Here is a 14880-nt window from a genome sequence, read left to right as displayed (position 1 = left end):
CCCTATGCAAGATGCATGAATTAAGCTAGCATTTTTTGATACAAAACGTCTCAATAATTGCGAAACGGGAGGATAGCAATGGAGATCGGACGAAAGTTAAGTGGCATTTCACGGCGGGACTTTTTCCGCGTTGCCGGACGCTATGGCATGAGTTCCACTCTGCTGGCAGCAGGGGGTTTCGGTGGGGCCATGAGCCTTGCCAATCTCGCGCAGGCGGCTGAATCCACGTATGAAAAACGGTTCTCGAAAGAGCCCAAGCATACGCTGAAATTCGGCGCGGCAGGTTTCAACACGCGCAACCTTCTCATCGAACGGGCCGGCGCCATCGAATTCGCCCGCGACCTCGAAGAGCGCACGGACGGTGAGATTCGCATCGAGTTCATCGGCGACAACCAGATCTGCGGTCAGCTGAGCTGTGTCGAGAAAACCCAGCAGGGTATCGTGGACATTTACGCGGCCTCGACCCAGAACTCGGCCGGTGGCGCACCCTATCTGAACGTGTTGGACTATGCCTACATGTTCCCAAGCCGCGCAGCGCAATATCATTTCTTCTACAGCCCCGCCAGCCAGCGGATCCTGCGCGAGCCGCTCGAGAAGCGCCACGGATTGAAGTTCCTGTTCACCCACTGCGAATTGCGCGGGCTTCAGATGGGGTCGACCTTTGCGGACAAGCCCACCGTCACCAAACTGGAAGAGCTGTTTGGCACCAAGAACCGCGTAACCGGCACCCAGCTGGGTCGGATCGCGATGCAGCTGCTGAACCTGAACCCGGTTCCGGTGGCTTGGGAAGAAACGCTGGATGCGCTGAAGACCGGTCTGATCGATGGCGCCGAAACCTGGGCATCGGCGGTGGCCTATGCGAACATGGCGCCGGTCGTTTCCCAGTCGGTCAACCTCAAGTTCTTCTGCGGTACCGAACACACGTCGATGTCGGCCAAGGTCTTCGACAGCCTGGGCGGCGAGTTGCAGGATGCGGTCATGGAATCGTCCTACTTCACGCAGGCCCTGATCCAGGGTGCAAACGAAGCCGCGCTGCTGAACACGGTCGGCTTCTCGGATCCGCAGCTGCCCAACACGATCTTTGCCGAGAACGGTGTGCGTGCGGCCTTCCTGCCGGACGACCAGATCAAGCTGGCCGAGGAAATGTGTGCCCCGAACTTCAACCCGGAACCCTGGGCGGAATGGCGCGAGCGCCTGAACAAATGGGCCGGCGGCATCGACACCTATCAGGAGATCTACGACATCGCGCGCGAGATCCCGGCAGACACCCTGCCGGAAAATGTCGAGCCGCGCCGTTGGTGGATGGGCCAAGCCTGATAAACTGATTTGAACCGGCCCCGCGTGGGCCGGTTCATCCGAAGACCGACTGGGAGGACGGGGTTCATGTCATTTTGGGCAGACATCGGCGCGATATTCAGCGCCTTTCTCAGCCAGGATTCCTTTGAAATTCAATCAGCGTTGGAGTCCGACGCAGCGTGGGTTGTCGGCGCCGTAGTCGCTGCGCTGGGCGGGCTTCTGGTCATGCTGATCTATCGCAAGGTTCCCTTCATCGAGCGCCATCTGGAACGATCCGTGATGGTGTATTCCTATCTCGCCATTGCGCTGATCATCTTCTGGGGCGTGATCGACAGGTTCGTCTTCAATGACCAGGAGCCGTGGTCCACAACGATTCCACCCTTGCTGTTCATGGTGATGGCGTGGTTCGGGGCCTCCTACAACGTGCGCCTCAGAACGCATTTGAGCTTCAGCGAATTCCGGACCGCGATGCCACGCGGCGGGCAGTTGGCCTGCCTGATCCTGGACGCGGTGCTGTGGTTCATCTTCGCGGTCATCGTCATCGTGACCACGTCGCGGCTGGTGGCCTTGTCAGCGTCCAACTTCCAGATCGTTCTGGGCACGGACAACGTCATGCAGTGGTGGTTCCTGCTGGCTGCACCGTTGTCATTCTTTCTTATGGTCGGCCGCGTGTTCCAGAACCTGGCGGACGATCTGCGCAACTTCAAAACAGGCGAGCCGCTGATCAGGCAGGCCGTGATCGGGGCAGACTGATGGCAGACGGAACTTGGGTTACTTTGATTTCGCTCGGCGTGACATTCCTGTTCATGTTGGGCGTGCCGGTCTTTCTGGTCATCGGCTATTGGGTGATCGGCTGCTCGTTTGTTCTGGGCCTGACGCTCGACAACATGGGCGCCGAGCTTTTGAACGTGTTCAACAAGGGCTTCGCGCTGCTGGCCATGCCCCTCTTCATCCTGACCGGAGACCTGATCAACAAGTCGGGTATCGCCCGAAGGCTCAGCGACTTCGCCTATGCCTGTCTCGGCTGGATACGCGGCGGTCTGGCGATGGCTTCGCTTGGGGCCTGCGGGTTGTTCGCGGCGATCTCGGGGTCGAACTCGGCCACGACCGCTACGATCGGATCGATGCTGCACCCCGAGATGGTCAAGGGCGGGTATGACGAACGCTTCAGCGCGGCAACCGCCGCAGCGGGCGGCACGGTCGGGATCATCATCCCGCCGTCGATCATCTTCATCGTCTATGGGTTCCTGATGAACCTGCCGATTTCCGAGTTGTTCGTGGCCGGCATCCTGCCCGGCGCGCTGATGGTGATCGGGATGCAGTTTGCCTGCTGGATCATCTGCCGCATGAACGGCTGGGGTCACCTGATCCCGCTGCAGCTGAACCGCGTTCTGAAAACCGCCTTCGGCGCATGGCTGGGCTTTTTTGCCATCGGACTTGTGCTGTGGGGCATCTACACCGGCAAGTTCTCTCCGACCGAGGCCGCCGGAGTCACCGTTGGCTTCTGCGTAATCGCCGGGCTGGTGAGTTATCCGATCAACCGGATCATGGGCGCCCGCGACGATGTTTCCCCAACGGACAAGAGCTTTGCCGAAATGCTGGTGGTCGAGGGCTTCACGATCCCCGAGATCCCGTCAATCGTCATCCGTTCGGCACAGATCACCGGGATCCTGGCGCCTCTGATTGCCATCTCGGTGGTAATGCAGCAGATCCTTTCCCTGTTGGGTGCCCAGGAAACGATCGGCAATTTCGTGACCTCGATGGGGGGCTACCATGCTGTTCTGTTCACCTCGATGGTGATCGTGTTTTTCTCGGGCATGGTTCTGGAAAGCCTGCCGGTGACCATCATTCTGGCCCCGATTCTGGCACCGATCGCAGCTTCGGTCGGGATTGATCCGATCCACTTCTCGGTGATCTTCCTTGTCGGAGCATCCATTGGTTTCATCACGCCGCCATACGGGCTGAACCTGTATGTCGCCTCGGGAGTTACAGGCGTGCCGTATTTCCGTCTTCTGCGGTATACGGTGCCTTATCTGGTGGCGTTGCTCTCGGTCTGGATTCTGGTGTCACTGGTGCCTGATCTGGCCTTGATACTACTGCCGAAAAACTAGACTGTAGCCGGATGACCGCGACGGACACACAAGACAAGGATACCCAGATTCCAACGAACCTACGCCTGTTGCTGATTTTGGAAGAGGTCGCGCGGCGCGGGGTCGCGGTCAAACCGGCAGACCTGATCGAAGCGTTGGGTCTGGCAAAGCCGACGGTCCACCGGCTGCTGCAGACGGCCGAGGCCGAAGGGTTCCTTCAACGTGATCTGGACGGCCGGTCCTATGGGCCCGGCCCCCGATTGCGGCAGATGTCCGTGAACACTGTTTCGTCCGAACATCTGCGCACGGCCCGCCTGGCCATTCTGCGCGGAGTAGCCGACGAAATTGGTGAGACCTGCAACCTTGCCATCCCCGACCGCGAGGGGATGATCTATCTCGACCGGGTCGAGACCAAATGGCCGCTGAGAATCCAGCTGCCGATCGGGACCCAAGTGCCGTTCCACTGCACCGCCAGCGGAAAGATGTACCTCTCGACCCTGCGCCGAAACACCTTGGATGGGTTTCTCTCGGCCCGCGGACTGGCCGCAAACACCGAGAAAACCATTACCGACCCCACGGCCATGCGTGCCGAGATCGCCAAAATCGCCCAGAATGGATACTCGACCGACGACGAGGAGTTCATGCCCGGCATGGCCGCCGTCGCGGTTCCGGTCTTTGACGAGAATGACCGGCTTGCGGCCACTCTGTCCGTGCACGCACCCACACAGCGGCACGATTTGACAAGCCTAAAGCAATTCCTGCCACTGCTGCAGTCCGGGGCACTCAAGCTGTCGGGTCTGCTTGCTTCATAGGGTGGACCTGTACGGGTCCCAGCCGTGCGGAGGCGAGTAATGATCTCGCCCGACCGACTTGCGCAGACACAGAATTGACGCGCCAACCCCGGCAATAGTCAGTTGCCTGCCTGATGCTCCGCTTCCGTGCGTTGGCGTTGAATCGCGCGTTCACGTTCGGGCCAGCTGTTCCTAATGAACGCGAGGATGTCCCAGATATCCTGATCGGCAAGGCTGTCGGCAAATCCCGGCATTCCGCTTTGGACCCCCGAGACTCCCATTCGCTTGAGCATCTCCTCGCCGCCCAACTTGGTATAGTCGAACAATAGGCCATCGCCATGATGCCAGGTATGCCCGGTTCGATCATGCGGCGGGGCTGGCAGGACGCCGTCCGCATCAGGCGTTTGCCAATCGGCTTGACCCTCCAGCTTGGCCCCGTGACACGACGCACAGTTTTCGGCATAAAACGCCGCCCCACGTAGCGGATCGGCGGATGCACCGTCAGGCACCCCTTTTGACATCCACCATTGAGCGCTGGCTACACCGATGATCACAACGGCCACCGGTGTACCCCATTTCATCATTGGCGAGATCGCTCGGCGCGGCGGCTCCACCTTTTTACCCTTCGTCATGGGCATCGAGCAGACAGGTGGCCATGGCGCGGTGGTCTTCTTCGGTCAGGAAGCGGGTGCCGTAGGTCACGACCTCGCCCATTGCGCCGCCGAATACGTCACCGTCGGGCATGATACCTGTGCGCAGGGCATAGGCCAGGCTGTCGACCGTCCAGCCCCGCCTCTGCAGGGTTGCAGAGTCGATGGCCGGCGCCTTGTCGCCGCCCGGCAATGCATCACTGCCCCTGAAGCGCTCGGAATCCGATTTTCGGGCACCCAGCAGATTGCGCCCGGTGTGGCAGGCGGCGCAGTGGGTGGCGCCTTCGACCAGCAGCCGGCCGCGGTTCCACACATCACCTTTGCCGGGGACCGGATCGGTGCGTGGAGGTTCAAGGAAGGCCGCGCGCCACAGTTTCAGCCCCCAGCGCTGGTTGAAGGGAAAGGCCATCTCTTGCGCGCGGGACGGCGTGGCCACCGGCGGCACGGTCTGGAAAGCCGCCCACAGGTCGGCGATGTCCTGATCGGTGAAATCGGCGTAGAACGGGTACGGGAAGGCCGGGTAATAAGGCTGCCCGTCCGGCGCCACGCCTTGACGCACAGCCTTGGCAAATTCCTCGATCGTCCAGCCGCCAATGCCGTGGTCCGGGTCGGTGGTCAGGTTCGGGGAATACAGCGTGCCAAAGGGTGTCTTTAGCTTGACGCCGCCGGCCAGAGGCGCGCCGCCCTCGGCGAAGTTGGTGTGGCAGGCGATGCAGCCGCCCGCCCGCGCTAGGTAGGCCCCGCGGTCAACCTCGCCTGTCAGGTCGGGCAGTTGCGGCGTCAGGCCGATCGGCCACGCGATCACGGCGGCCAGCCCCGCCGCTGCCAGAACGGCAGAGGCAAGGCCCAGACGATAGATGCGTTTCATCGTGGCACCCTATTCCGACCGAAACCGCGTGTGACAGGCCGAGCAGGTCTGGCCCAGCATCATGAACACGTCATCGGCGGGCATCTCGGACAGCTCCTCGCGCTTGGGGGTTCCGCCCATCATGGCCCCGCCCCCCATCATCGAGGCGCCACCCATCATGCCCGATCCGCTCATCATGCCGGACCCCTGCCCGGCACCGGCCATCATCAGCCCGTTGTCGGCCGCCAAAGCCAGCCCCTCGGCATTGGTCTGCAGCTGTTCGGCCAGTTCGGCGAAAGCGTCCCAGTCCTGCCAGATCGCGGGTTTGGCCTCGGAGGGCATGCCGTTGCTGCCTTCGGGGAACAGCCGGGTCATGCTGTCGCCGGCATGGCGGCCGATCGCCTCGGCTGCGCGCCGGACGGTGGCGGCGTCATAGGGCGTCTTGCCCTGCATCATCGGCGTCAGGGTCTTCATGGCGTCCTTCATGGCGGACATGCCGTCCATCCGTTCCTTCACGATCCCGGTGGCGCCACCATGCGCCAGGGCGGTCACGGCAATCATCGACGCCAGCACGGCGCCCGTCGTCAGCTTGAAAAGGGTCATCGTCTTGTCCTGTATGTCTGCTTCAACTCGCCCCCAGAAGAGGCCTTACCTGACTCAGGACACGGCGCGCGGCGGGGGCGGATCGAACAGGGCCACCGGCAACATCCGGTATTGGCCCGACGGGATGGCACGGCGGTTGATCGTTGAGACCAGCGCGGAAACGACGGGCGCGGCCACGGTCATGGCCACGCCGTTGCAGAAGGCCCCGCCGTGGCAATGGCCCGGGTGGCCCTGTTCGACATGGTCGGGGTCGGATGCTTCCAGATCGACGACGGCATGTGTGCCCCCATCGCCCCCATGCGCAAAGGCGGGTTCCGAGAACACCAGAATACCGGCCAGAACCAGGCCCAAGGCCAGAACCCACCGTCCGATCATCCTGTCCGCCCAACTGTGCAAGGTTCAGTTTATCCCGTTCTCGCGCTGCAGTTCCCTGACATAGGCAACGATGCCCTGCACGTCTGCACGGGTCAAGCCAGCGACCGGTGGCATGTCGCCAAAGCGCCAGTGGTGGGCCTGAACACCATATTGAACCGCCCGCTGAAAAGCCTCGTCCCCGTGGTGGCTGGGCTCATAGATCTTGTGCACCAAGGGCGGAGCCAGGCCTTCCAAACCCGTGGCATTCGCCCCATGGCAGGCTGCGCATTTGACGTCAAAGGCAACCTTGCCCATCTGGGCCGGCGCACTGAACGTCGCCGGCACGCTGACTTGCGCGATCGGGTCCCCCCGCGACAGCGACGAGGTGTCAGGCACCTCCATCGAGTGCCCTGCAGGTTGTTGGCTGAGGTTGTAGGCGAACACGGCAGCGCCTGCGATCAGAACGCCGCCTACCAATAGCGTCAGTTTGTTCATCGGCTCGTTTCACTCGGTTGTTTTTGGCTTGGCGCGGGCGACACCAAAACGGTCTGACACTGATCAAACCTGCTTGACCTGCCGGTCTTGCCGCCTTGCGCACAGTTTCGGGGGGACTGTCTGCCCCATTCCCGCGCTGGAAGGTCAAGAAAAGTTTGCCGCAAGTTTCCCCAAAGCCGACGATGGACTGCAGCACCGAAACGTCAACGCCGAGCTGGGCCGCGCACGAAGCCATCACTTGGAACTTGAAGACTTCTTAGCGGCGCAGGCTGCGACGGGTCTGTCAGTACTTCGCCAGAGATCCGAGTATCTTCTTCCGTATATCGGCGTCACCCGGAAAGATCCTTTGCACCAGAAATTCGGACGGAAAATCCGGCCACGTGGCCTCCAACTCATCAACAAGTCTTTGCGCTTCGTCAAAATTGCCCAGCTGATCATGAGCGACGGCCTGGAACAAAAGTGATGGCCCGCTTACGGGCGCTCCTGCAGCAGGCGCACCCTGAAAGGCATCGACAACGTTTTCGTAGTTCCCGAGCACAAGCTGCGATACGCCCCAGATATTTCTCGCCCCAAATCGGCCGGACCCTGATCTGACCCGCGACGGATTGCTGACCTCCGCCGCTAGTTCAGGCTCGTTCGCAATCAGGGCGGCAATTCCGACAAGGTCAAGTACATGCCCATCTTCAGGCGCAAGTTCGGCAGACAGGCGCGCGTAATTCAAAGCCTCATCCGCATCGCCCGACACCGCCAATCGCCACGCATTCGAGGCATTGGCCCATGCACCCGACGGCGACAACTCAAGCGCCGTTCCTGACATTTGGGATGCTTGGCGCAACAGATCATCTCGTGTGTCCTCGTCTTGAGACAGCAGAGCCAGTGTGGCCAAGACCTGAGCCATTCCCGCATAGCCATCGGGCAAGGCCGGGTCGAGCCCGGTGGAATGCTGGAACATTCCCAGGGCGATCTGCTGGCGTTTGACATCGAAGACCGGAAAGAACATCCCCCGCGCCTGATCCGCCAGGTTGGCCGCCTGCAATCTGGCAAGCGATTGCTGACCAAGCGCAGCCCGTTCGGCCTGCCGGGTGGTGTTGGAGGGTTGCCCGACCTCGTCGTTGCCGGGTCCCAGCCACATGCCCAGCATGACGATCATGGCCACAACGCCCAGCCCGACCAACAGAAGTCCACGCAGGTGCCTGGCCCCGCCGGGCGGGCCGTGGCTTGCCAGGTCTGACTTCGGATCATCCGGGGAAGCTTGGTGCGAAAACCGCGGCTTGTATCCGCCGGGATCGACGAAGATCCGAACGCCCTGGCCGTCCCAATGGTCTTCGTAAAACTCACGCAGCAAACGCCGTAGTCGCCTCGCCTCTACCCGAACCAGATTTCGACCGCCGCTGCCATCAATGCTGCGGCCGTACACTTCGACGGCAATGGCCTTGCCGCGGATCTGGGAACCGCGACCGGCGAGGGTTTCCTCGACGACATAGGTCAGAAACTGCTGAAGCCGGGGCGAAGTTTGGAACTCGGCGCTGGCAACAACGTCACGCAGCGCCTGCCGAACCAGGTCAGGTGATGGCAGCCCAACATCTTGATCTATCGATAAATCATTGGCTTGGTTCACTGCAAACTCACCCCCAACTCACGGTGACTCACTTGGCCGCCCCGGTCAACCGCACGCATCTTGATGCGAGAATAGATAGTGGGAATCGGGCTTTATCCAGTGACGGACGACCTCAAAGACGAGCTACCCGAGCTTTCGACTGCGCTTTCCAGCCAGTTCGAGCCGGACGCGTTTCTGAGCGAGGCCATCGAGGACTTCGGCAAAGTCTGCGCAAAGCTCAAGGATACGTCGATCACCGCGTCCGAGCGCGAGGAATGGGCCCACATCAAATCTGAACTTGTGAACGAGCTTCGTCGTCTGGCGAAGCGCAATCTTCGAAACGCATCCGACTTAGGGTATCGCAATGACCGACAAAGACCAAAGCAACGATCACGTAAACGAGCAAAACCAGCCAGCGGATGAAATCGAAAACCCTTCGCGCCGGCATGTCATGCAGGGGCTGGCGGCAGGTGCGGTGGCAACGGGGGCTGTCAGCTACGGCTCCGGCGCAGCACAGGCGCATGAGGGGGACGGCCCTCTGGGTGAAAGCCTGAAGAACCCCTATGGCGGCCGGCCTGCCGGCGGCATCACTCTGCCGGAGTACTTCCGGCCGACGAAATACATGACCGGGTCGAACGCAAACTATTTCCCGCTTTCCGAGGAATTGGGGCCCGACGAGATGCGCATCTCGTTCTGCGGGTCAACGCCGTTTCCTCCGCGTGAGGATCAGGCAGGCACCTGTGTGATGGTCGAGCTGGGCAATGGAAAACGGTTCTTCTTCGATTTCGGGTCGGGCTGTGTGCGCAACATCATCGGGATGCAGGTGCCTGCGCAATTGATCAACGATATCTTCATCACGCATCTGCATGTCGATCACTACGCCGACATCCCCTATATCTACCCGTTCAGAGCCTGGTCGGGTGGCTACACGCCGCTGCGGATCCACGGCCCGTCCGGCCGGACACCCGAGCTTGGAACGGCGGGCATGGTGGACGGCATGAAGCAAATGCTGAAATGGCATTTAGAGGCCTTCGACGTATTCCCGATTGGAGACGGTTACGAAATCGAGGTCAACGAGTTCGATTTCCGTCAGGAAGGCGGCATCGTCTATGACGAAGATGGCGTCACCGTGCGCTCTTGGCCACGCAGCCATGCCAAGGACGGCGCCGTCGGGTATCGCCTGGATTGGAACGGCCTGAGCTTCGTTTGGACCGGGGACGGCCGACCGGATGAATTGAGCCTTGAATACGGCAAAGGCGTTGATGTGTTCGTCACCGAAATGTCGGGTCAGGATATCGGCCAGTTGATGACCTACAAATACGGCCTGCCGCAGGAGCTGTTCAACTACACGATCGATACCCATCACACCTCGCATTATGCGGTTGGCAAGATGATGGCTGAGGCACGCCCCCGGCTTGCGATGGTGACCCATTACACGCAGGACGAGGACATTGATGCCGAGATGCTGGCGGGTATCCGGGCCCATTATGATGGGCTGTTCGCCTGGGGTCTGGACGTGGCCGTGGTCAACGTCACAAAAGATGCGATCTGGTATCGGAAGGCGACACTGCCCGGCAAGTCAGGCTCGGTCGCACCGTTCCGTGAATTGGGCAAGATGGAAGCCGAAGGCAAGATCACCTTGCCCGATGAAATCAAGCCACCTGCCCCGCGGTCATCGCGCGCCGAACAGCAGGACCAAAAGTACCGCGACATGGAGATCGACCCCAAGGAATACTACCCCTCCGACGTGTTCCGCGCGCCCAATCCCGAATGGCCCAGCGACTTTGTGATCAAGACCGACGACGTCATTCCAAACCGCAAGAAGAAGACGGAGTGACAGTATGATCGAGTTTGGTTCGACTGCGGCAATTCCGGTCACAATTCTGACCGGCTTTCTCGGGGCGGGGAAAACAACCCTACTGAACCGCATCCTGACCGGCAATCATGGTCTGCGGGTTGCGGTTCTGGTCAACGATTTCGGCTCGATCAATGTGGATGCTGATCTTGTGGTTGGCCTGGAAGACGATGTGATGAGCCTGGCGAATGGGTGTGTGTGCTGCTCGATCCGGGATGACCTGATCGAAACGGTCGAGGCCGTTCTCGCCCGACCGGAGAAACCGGAATACATCGTCCTCGAGGCCAGTGGCGTATCTGATCCGTCTTCAATTGCGATGACGTTCACGGACCAGAAGTTCCGGGACATGATCCGGCTCGACAGCCTCATGTGCCTTGTCGACGCCGAGCAGCTGTTCGCCGCACCAGAGCAGATGGAGTTGAAACTCAGGCAAATCGCGTTCTCCGACATGGTCATCTTGAACAAGGTGGACCTGGTCAGCAGAGAAACAGTCCAGAAAGTGCACGACTGGCTCGGCTCGCGTTTCCGCAGGTATCGCCTGGTCGAAGCGGTCAATGCGGATGTCCCGCTGAACATATTGCTGTCGGTCGGCCGGTTTGCCGCCGAACAGCTTGAGACAGAAGTGCCGGAGCATCATGAGCATGGGCCTGACTGCGGGTGCCGACACGCTGATCATTCAGACGGCTTTTCAACAACGATGATGAAGGCCGAGCAACCCATCAGCCTGTCATCGCTGAGAGGCGCAATTCGAAAGCTTCCGGGCGACGTCTATCGCCTCAAAGGATTCGTTTTCAGCGAGGAGGACCCGGACCATCGCATTCTTGTGCAGGTCGTCGGAAAGCGCATGGATATCTCACGGGATGGCGCATGGGGTGACCGAAAGCCCGAGACGCGGCTTGTGGCAATCGGCGCGCCCGGTGCGCTTTCGGAACATGTGCTCACCGACGCCCTGTTCGAAACAGCCTAGTGATCACGCCGGTGGTTTGCCCCCAAACGGGGTGACCGGCCTTCATGCCACCGCCCCTGAATTTGATTTAGGGACAGAAATAATTAGACTTGTCGCAGTCGCAACCATCCTGCAGCGGGGAAACCCTTATGTTCACAAGACTCTTTTGTTTGGCGCCGGCCATCTCGATCCTGTTGTCTTCCCCGCTTTTTGCGCAGGACACACCGATCATCCATGACGCACAGTACTATATTCTGGAAGCGCAGAATGGCGAGCAGTGGATTGAAGACAACGCTGCCGTCGATGCGGTGCTGGAAGAGTTCCGTGAAGGCAATGCTGGCAACCCTCCCAACATCGTGTCCATTCTGATCGACGATCTGGGTTTCGGCGACATGGGCATTCCCGAACTGAATGCGGTACGCGGAATTGAGACCCCCAACATCAATGCGTTCTCGGACGAAGCCATGCGCATGGTTCGAATGTATACCGAGCCCTCGTGCACGCCGACGCGCGTGGCCCAGATGACCGGGCGCCTGCCGGTGCGCATGGGCATGGGCGATACCACGGTCGACATAGCCGGCTTTGGCCTTCCCGGAGATGAGGTCACGCTGGCAGAGGTTCTGAAAAAGGCCGGCTATGCCACCAGCCATGTCGGCAAGTGGCATATGGGTGATATCGCGGAAAGCTGGGCGATGAACCAGGGTTTCGACTATGCGCAGCATGCCATCCATCAACAGGGTCAGCTGACGATCTTCAACGATGACGCCATCCGCGAGCAGGTCTCGGTCGGTATCCAGGACTTCGAAGAGGACTATATCGTAGACGATTGGTTCCGCCCCGATCCTGCCGCTATGGCCACCGTCATCGAAGGTGAGGCCGGCGGTCCAATCCGCGAAATCCGCATGCAGCCCGGCGAGCGGTGGGACGCAGAAAAATATGATGAGATGAACGAACAGTTCCAGCTCAAGGCGCTGTCTGAACTGCAGCGGCTGGCAGGCGGCGACACCCCCTTCTTTCTGCAATACTGGCCGATGATCCCGCTGGACAACACGCGTGCAGGACGCGACGGCCCCGAAAGCGTGAATGGCGGCCTTTACGCCGACAAGTTGCAACTGCTGGACGAATATCTGGGCGTGCTCTTTGACGAGATGGAGACGCTCGGCGTAGCCGAAAACACCATTGTGGTGCTGATGGGCGACAACGGGCACTTCACGAAATATTCCCCACAGTCAGGTTTCACGCCGATGATTTTCCGCGGCGGCAAGGGAGATACGACAGAAGGCGGCGTACGTGTGGATGCCTTCATCCGCTGGCCCGGAATGATCGAGGCGGACTCGATCGTGAACAACATCATCCATGTGTCGGATCTGTATACGACCCTGTCCCGCCTGGCGGGCGCCGACGCGTTCATCCCGCGGGACAGGCTTGTGGATGGAGTGGACCAATCCGCGTCAATCCTGTTCGGCGATGAGTCGAAAACGCGGCGCGATCACGTGATCATCTATTCGGTGGCGTCCCCGAAGGCGATCGTGAAGGACCAGTTGAAACTGAACCTTCCGGGTGCCGGAGAAAGTGCAATTCTGGCGAATTTCTTCGATATTTATCGGGATACGCATGAAAAGTACCCGGTTTCGACCGAAGTCGGCGCGTGGGGCGGCCAGGAATTCCAGCGCATTCTGGGCCGGCATCTTGCCCGAAAGAAGCTGTATCCTGATACCGAACCTGCGCGCGGCGTGCCGTATGAAGGCATCGAAAACCTGCGCCCGGAAACCGTTGCCGCGGTCGAAGCCTTTCTGACCAAACAGGCTGCGGTCGAACGCTAACTGCGGTCCGACCTCACGTCGGCCCGCCACGTTCAAGAGGCACCTCCATGCTTGCCAACCTGATCTTCTATATCGGACTCGCTATCTCGCTCGGGATTGGCTTTCTCTATTTCCGTGACCTCGGTGACGTCTCCCAGATGTTGCTGAAGGTAAAGCGAGAAAACATGATCCGCTTCATTCGCAACGAATATCGGTTGATCGGGCTTGGCCTTGCGGCTTTTGCGGTTGCGACCATAGCCTACTTTGCGTTCGGTGCTGGCATCGGCGCGATCTGGTGGTTGGGCGCGGCTCTGGCATTGGTTCTGTATGGCTTTCCCTATGTGTGGGTCCATTTAGGGTTGAGAAACCAGCTCAACACAGCCCGGTATTACAGCATTGCCGAAGCGGAACGATTCGTCGGACCGACCGCGCCCGTGATCGTGATGACAAACGGCGATCACGCCCGGGCACATCCTGACGCCCAGATCATGCGGCCTCACCTGGCCGGCGACGCCAAGGGGCTTGGGGGCGAAGACATCGTCATGACCTATTGTGCAATGGCCAATCTTGGCCAGGGTTACAGGCCATCCATCGAAGGAAAGCGGCTGAACCTTCAAGTTCTTGCGCAACATGGCAACAACCTGATCCTGCGGGACAACGACACCGGGGAACCGATTCAACACATCTATGGGTTCCGAGAAGCGGATCGGGACACCGCGTCGGACGGTCCCGCCTGTCCATTGCGCCCGGAAGCTCAAATGAAGCCATGGCCAACGTTCCGCATGACATTCCGTGGCTTCAAGAAAGCCTATCCGGAAGGTGAGGTCTTTCTGAACAAGCCGTCAAGCAACCCGTTCCTGAGACTGCTCGACATGGCGCTAGAGATCATTTTCGGATGGGGGATCGCCAGGCAGCATCAAGAGGCTGACCCCGTCATGGACAACATGGAGCACGCGCCCGACACACGCCTGCCCAACAAGACACCTGTTTGGGGCGTGACCATCGGGTCGGATGCCGTGTGTTGGACCGACGACTTCGTGGTTGATCAGAACTGGCTAGTGAACACACAAGTCGGTGGGCGTGATCTTGTGGTGCAAATAGACCCACATTTCGAAAGCCTCGGGGTCTGGTACAACGACAGCGGAAAGCCAGTAAAGCGATGTGACTTTTGGGGAAATAGCGATCAGGGGCAACTCACGCGGGTTGAAACCTTGCGTGCCGGTTTGTTCTGGCACGTCTGGGCAGAGTTCTTTCCCAACACAGATGTCAATCGCATCGGCGGTAGCGCGAACGTAAGTTAGGCGGATTGGCTCATCGAGCGTGAAGGTGCGGCGCCACAGCGCAACGCTTTCGGAGAAACATTCCTAAAGCGCATCTGCTTCGCGTCCCAAGACATTACCCTATTGGTACAGGACTAGCCTTGGTCCACAGCTTGGGTTTTGTGGATAGTTTTGATTTTGTGATTTTGGTTGCGGGAGCAGGATTTGAACCTGCGACCTTCAGGTTATGAGCCTGACGAGCTACCGGGCTGCTCCATCCCGCGACACTTTGGGT

15 protein-coding genes and 1 tRNA gene are annotated in these 14880 nt (G+C 60.0%); 8 read left to right on the top strand and 8 right to left on the bottom strand.

Annotation, left to right across the window (positions count from 1 at the left end; translation table 11 throughout):
• Positions 1 to 78 precede the first annotated feature (78 nt).
• The 4 genes from ACR0EF_RS18205 (at position 79) to ACR0EF_RS18190 (ending at position 4198) form a co-directional block, all read left to right on the top strand.
• Complete coding sequence (locus ACR0EF_RS18205) at positions 79 to 1317, top strand: TRAP transporter substrate-binding protein (RefSeq protein ID WP_093962894.1); 1239 nt, start codon at positions 79 to 81, stop codon at positions 1315 to 1317.
• 66 nt (positions 1318 to 1383) lie between these two features.
• Complete coding sequence (locus ACR0EF_RS18200) at positions 1384 to 2049, top strand: TRAP transporter small permease (protein WP_170370960.1); 666 nt, start codon at positions 1384 to 1386, stop codon at positions 2047 to 2049.
• The gene (locus ACR0EF_RS18195) at positions 2049 to 3407 is read left to right on the top strand and encodes a TRAP transporter large permease (RefSeq protein ID WP_170370961.1); all 1359 of its coding nucleotides are present in this window, start codon (positions 2049 to 2051) and stop codon (positions 3405 to 3407) included. Before ACR0EF_RS18200 ends, ACR0EF_RS18195 begins: the two co-directional genes overlap by 1 nt.
• Before the next feature lie 11 nt (positions 3408 to 3418).
• Positions 3419 to 4198 carry an IclR family transcriptional regulator gene (locus tag ACR0EF_RS18190; protein WP_170337627.1) on the top strand — a complete coding sequence of 260 codons (780 nt, stop codon included), beginning with the start codon at positions 3419 to 3421 and terminating at the stop codon, positions 4196 to 4198.
• A gap of 98 nt (positions 4199 to 4296) precedes the next feature.
• Here ACR0EF_RS18190 and ACR0EF_RS18185 read toward each other — a convergent pair whose 3' ends face one another.
• The 7 genes from ACR0EF_RS18185 to ACR0EF_RS18155 form a co-directional block, all read right to left on the bottom strand.
• Positions 4297 to 4809: a c-type cytochrome gene (locus tag ACR0EF_RS18185; protein ID WP_437342552.1), complete on the bottom strand. Its 513-nt coding sequence runs from the start codon at positions 4807 to 4809 to the stop codon at positions 4297 to 4299.
• A complete protein-coding gene (locus tag ACR0EF_RS18180; RefSeq protein ID WP_170373435.1) occupies positions 4796 to 5695 on the bottom strand; it encodes a c-type cytochrome in 900 nt (299 codons plus the stop codon). Before ACR0EF_RS18180 ends, ACR0EF_RS18185 begins: the two co-directional genes overlap by 14 nt.
• Positions 5696 to 5704: 9 nt before the next feature.
• On the bottom strand, positions 5705 to 6277 hold the full coding sequence (locus tag ACR0EF_RS18175; RefSeq protein WP_170337416.1) for a c-type cytochrome: 573 nt from the start codon (positions 6275 to 6277) through the stop codon (positions 5705 to 5707).
• Positions 6278 to 6331: 54 nt separating this feature from the next.
• Positions 6332 to 6652, bottom strand: coding sequence for a hypothetical protein (locus ACR0EF_RS18170; RefSeq protein ID WP_170370963.1), 321 nt, complete (start codon positions 6650 to 6652; stop codon positions 6332 to 6334).
• Between the two features lie 24 nt (positions 6653 to 6676).
• Complete coding sequence (locus tag ACR0EF_RS18165) at positions 6677 to 7126, bottom strand: c-type cytochrome (RefSeq protein WP_170370964.1); 450 nt, start codon at positions 7124 to 7126, stop codon at positions 6677 to 6679.
• 283 nt (positions 7127 to 7409) lie between these two features.
• A complete protein-coding gene (locus ACR0EF_RS18160) occupies positions 7410 to 8744 on the bottom strand; it encodes a tetratricopeptide repeat protein (protein ID WP_170373436.1) in 1335 nt (444 codons plus the stop codon).
• Between the two features lie 92 nt (positions 8745 to 8836).
• Positions 8837 to 9010, bottom strand: a complete 174-nt coding sequence (locus ACR0EF_RS18155) for a hypothetical protein (RefSeq protein ID WP_480771330.1) — start codon at positions 9008 to 9010, stop codon at positions 8837 to 8839.
• A 77-nt stretch (positions 9011 to 9087) separates the two neighbouring features.
• On the opposite strand from ACR0EF_RS18155, the gene gntH reads away from it, so the two are divergent.
• The 4 genes from gntH to ACR0EF_RS18135 all read left to right on the top strand — a co-directional run bounded on the left by gntH (position 9088) and on the right by ACR0EF_RS18135 (position 14627).
• A complete protein-coding gene (gene gntH, locus ACR0EF_RS18150) occupies positions 9088 to 10560 on the top strand; it encodes a guanitoxin biosynthesis MBL fold metallo-hydrolase GntH (protein ID WP_217353659.1) in 1473 nt (490 codons plus the stop codon).
• A gap of 4 nt (positions 10561 to 10564) precedes the next feature.
• Positions 10565 to 11545: a CobW family GTP-binding protein gene (locus tag ACR0EF_RS18145; RefSeq protein ID WP_170337610.1), complete on the top strand. Its 981-nt coding sequence runs from the start codon at positions 10565 to 10567 to the stop codon at positions 11543 to 11545.
• 173 nt (positions 11546 to 11718) lie between these two features.
• A complete protein-coding gene (locus tag ACR0EF_RS18140) occupies positions 11719 to 13347 on the top strand; it encodes a sulfatase-like hydrolase/transferase (RefSeq protein ID WP_254438896.1) in 1629 nt (542 codons plus the stop codon).
• A gap of 47 nt (positions 13348 to 13394) precedes the next feature.
• A complete protein-coding gene (locus tag ACR0EF_RS18135) occupies positions 13395 to 14627 on the top strand; it encodes a DUF3179 domain-containing (seleno)protein (RefSeq protein WP_170373438.1) in 1233 nt (410 codons plus the stop codon).
• A gap of 165 nt (positions 14628 to 14792) precedes the next feature.
• Here the strand turns inward: ACR0EF_RS18135 and ACR0EF_RS18130 are convergent.
• A tRNA-Met gene (locus ACR0EF_RS18130) sits at positions 14793 to 14869 on the bottom strand.
• Positions 14870 to 14880: the final 11 nt, after the last annotated feature.

Source organism: Ruegeria sp. CG8 (assembly GCF_056537165.1).
The sequence above is the reverse complement of the archived record's forward strand: the minus strand, read 5'-3'. Positions and strand labels throughout refer to the sequence as shown.

Bases quoted from the DNA above. Each gene is read 5' to 3' on its own strand.
- ACR0EF_RS18205 (WP_093962894.1), top strand. From the start codon at position 79: ATGGAGATCGGACGAAAGTTAAGTGGCATTTCACGGCGGGACTTTTTC.
- ACR0EF_RS18200 (WP_170370960.1), top strand. From the start codon at position 1,384: ATGTCATTTTGGGCAGACATCGGCGCGATATTCAGCGCCTTTCTCAGC.
- ACR0EF_RS18195 (WP_170370961.1), top strand. From the start codon at position 2,049: ATGGCAGACGGAACTTGGGTTACTTTGATTTCGCTCGGCGTGACATTC.
- ACR0EF_RS18190 (WP_170337627.1), top strand. From the start codon at position 3,419: ATGACCGCGACGGACACACAAGACAAGGATACCCAGATTCCAACGAAC.
- ACR0EF_RS18185 (WP_437342552.1), bottom strand. From the start codon at position 4,809: ATGACGAAGGGTAAAAAGGTGGAGCCGCCGCGCCGAGCGATCTCGCCA.
- ACR0EF_RS18180 (WP_170373435.1), bottom strand. From the start codon at position 5,695: ATGAAACGCATCTATCGTCTGGGCCTTGCCTCTGCCGTTCTGGCAGCG.
- ACR0EF_RS18175 (WP_170337416.1), bottom strand. From the start codon at position 6,277: ATGACCCTTTTCAAGCTGACGACGGGCGCCGTGCTGGCGTCGATGATT.
- ACR0EF_RS18170 (WP_170370963.1), bottom strand. From the start codon at position 6,652: ATGATCGGACGGTGGGTTCTGGCCTTGGGCCTGGTTCTGGCCGGTATT.
- ACR0EF_RS18165 (WP_170370964.1), bottom strand. From the start codon at position 7,126: ATGAACAAACTGACGCTATTGGTAGGCGGCGTTCTGATCGCAGGCGCT.
- ACR0EF_RS18155 (WP_480771330.1), bottom strand. From the start codon at position 9,010: ATGTGGGCCCATTCCTCGCGCTCGGACGCGGTGATCGACGTATCCTTG.
- gntH (WP_217353659.1), top strand. From the start codon at position 9,088: ATGACCGACAAAGACCAAAGCAACGATCACGTAAACGAGCAAAACCAG.
- ACR0EF_RS18145 (WP_170337610.1), top strand. From the start codon at position 10,565: ATGATCGAGTTTGGTTCGACTGCGGCAATTCCGGTCACAATTCTGACC.
- ACR0EF_RS18135 (WP_170373438.1), top strand. From the start codon at position 13,395: ATGCTTGCCAACCTGATCTTCTATATCGGACTCGCTATCTCGCTCGGG.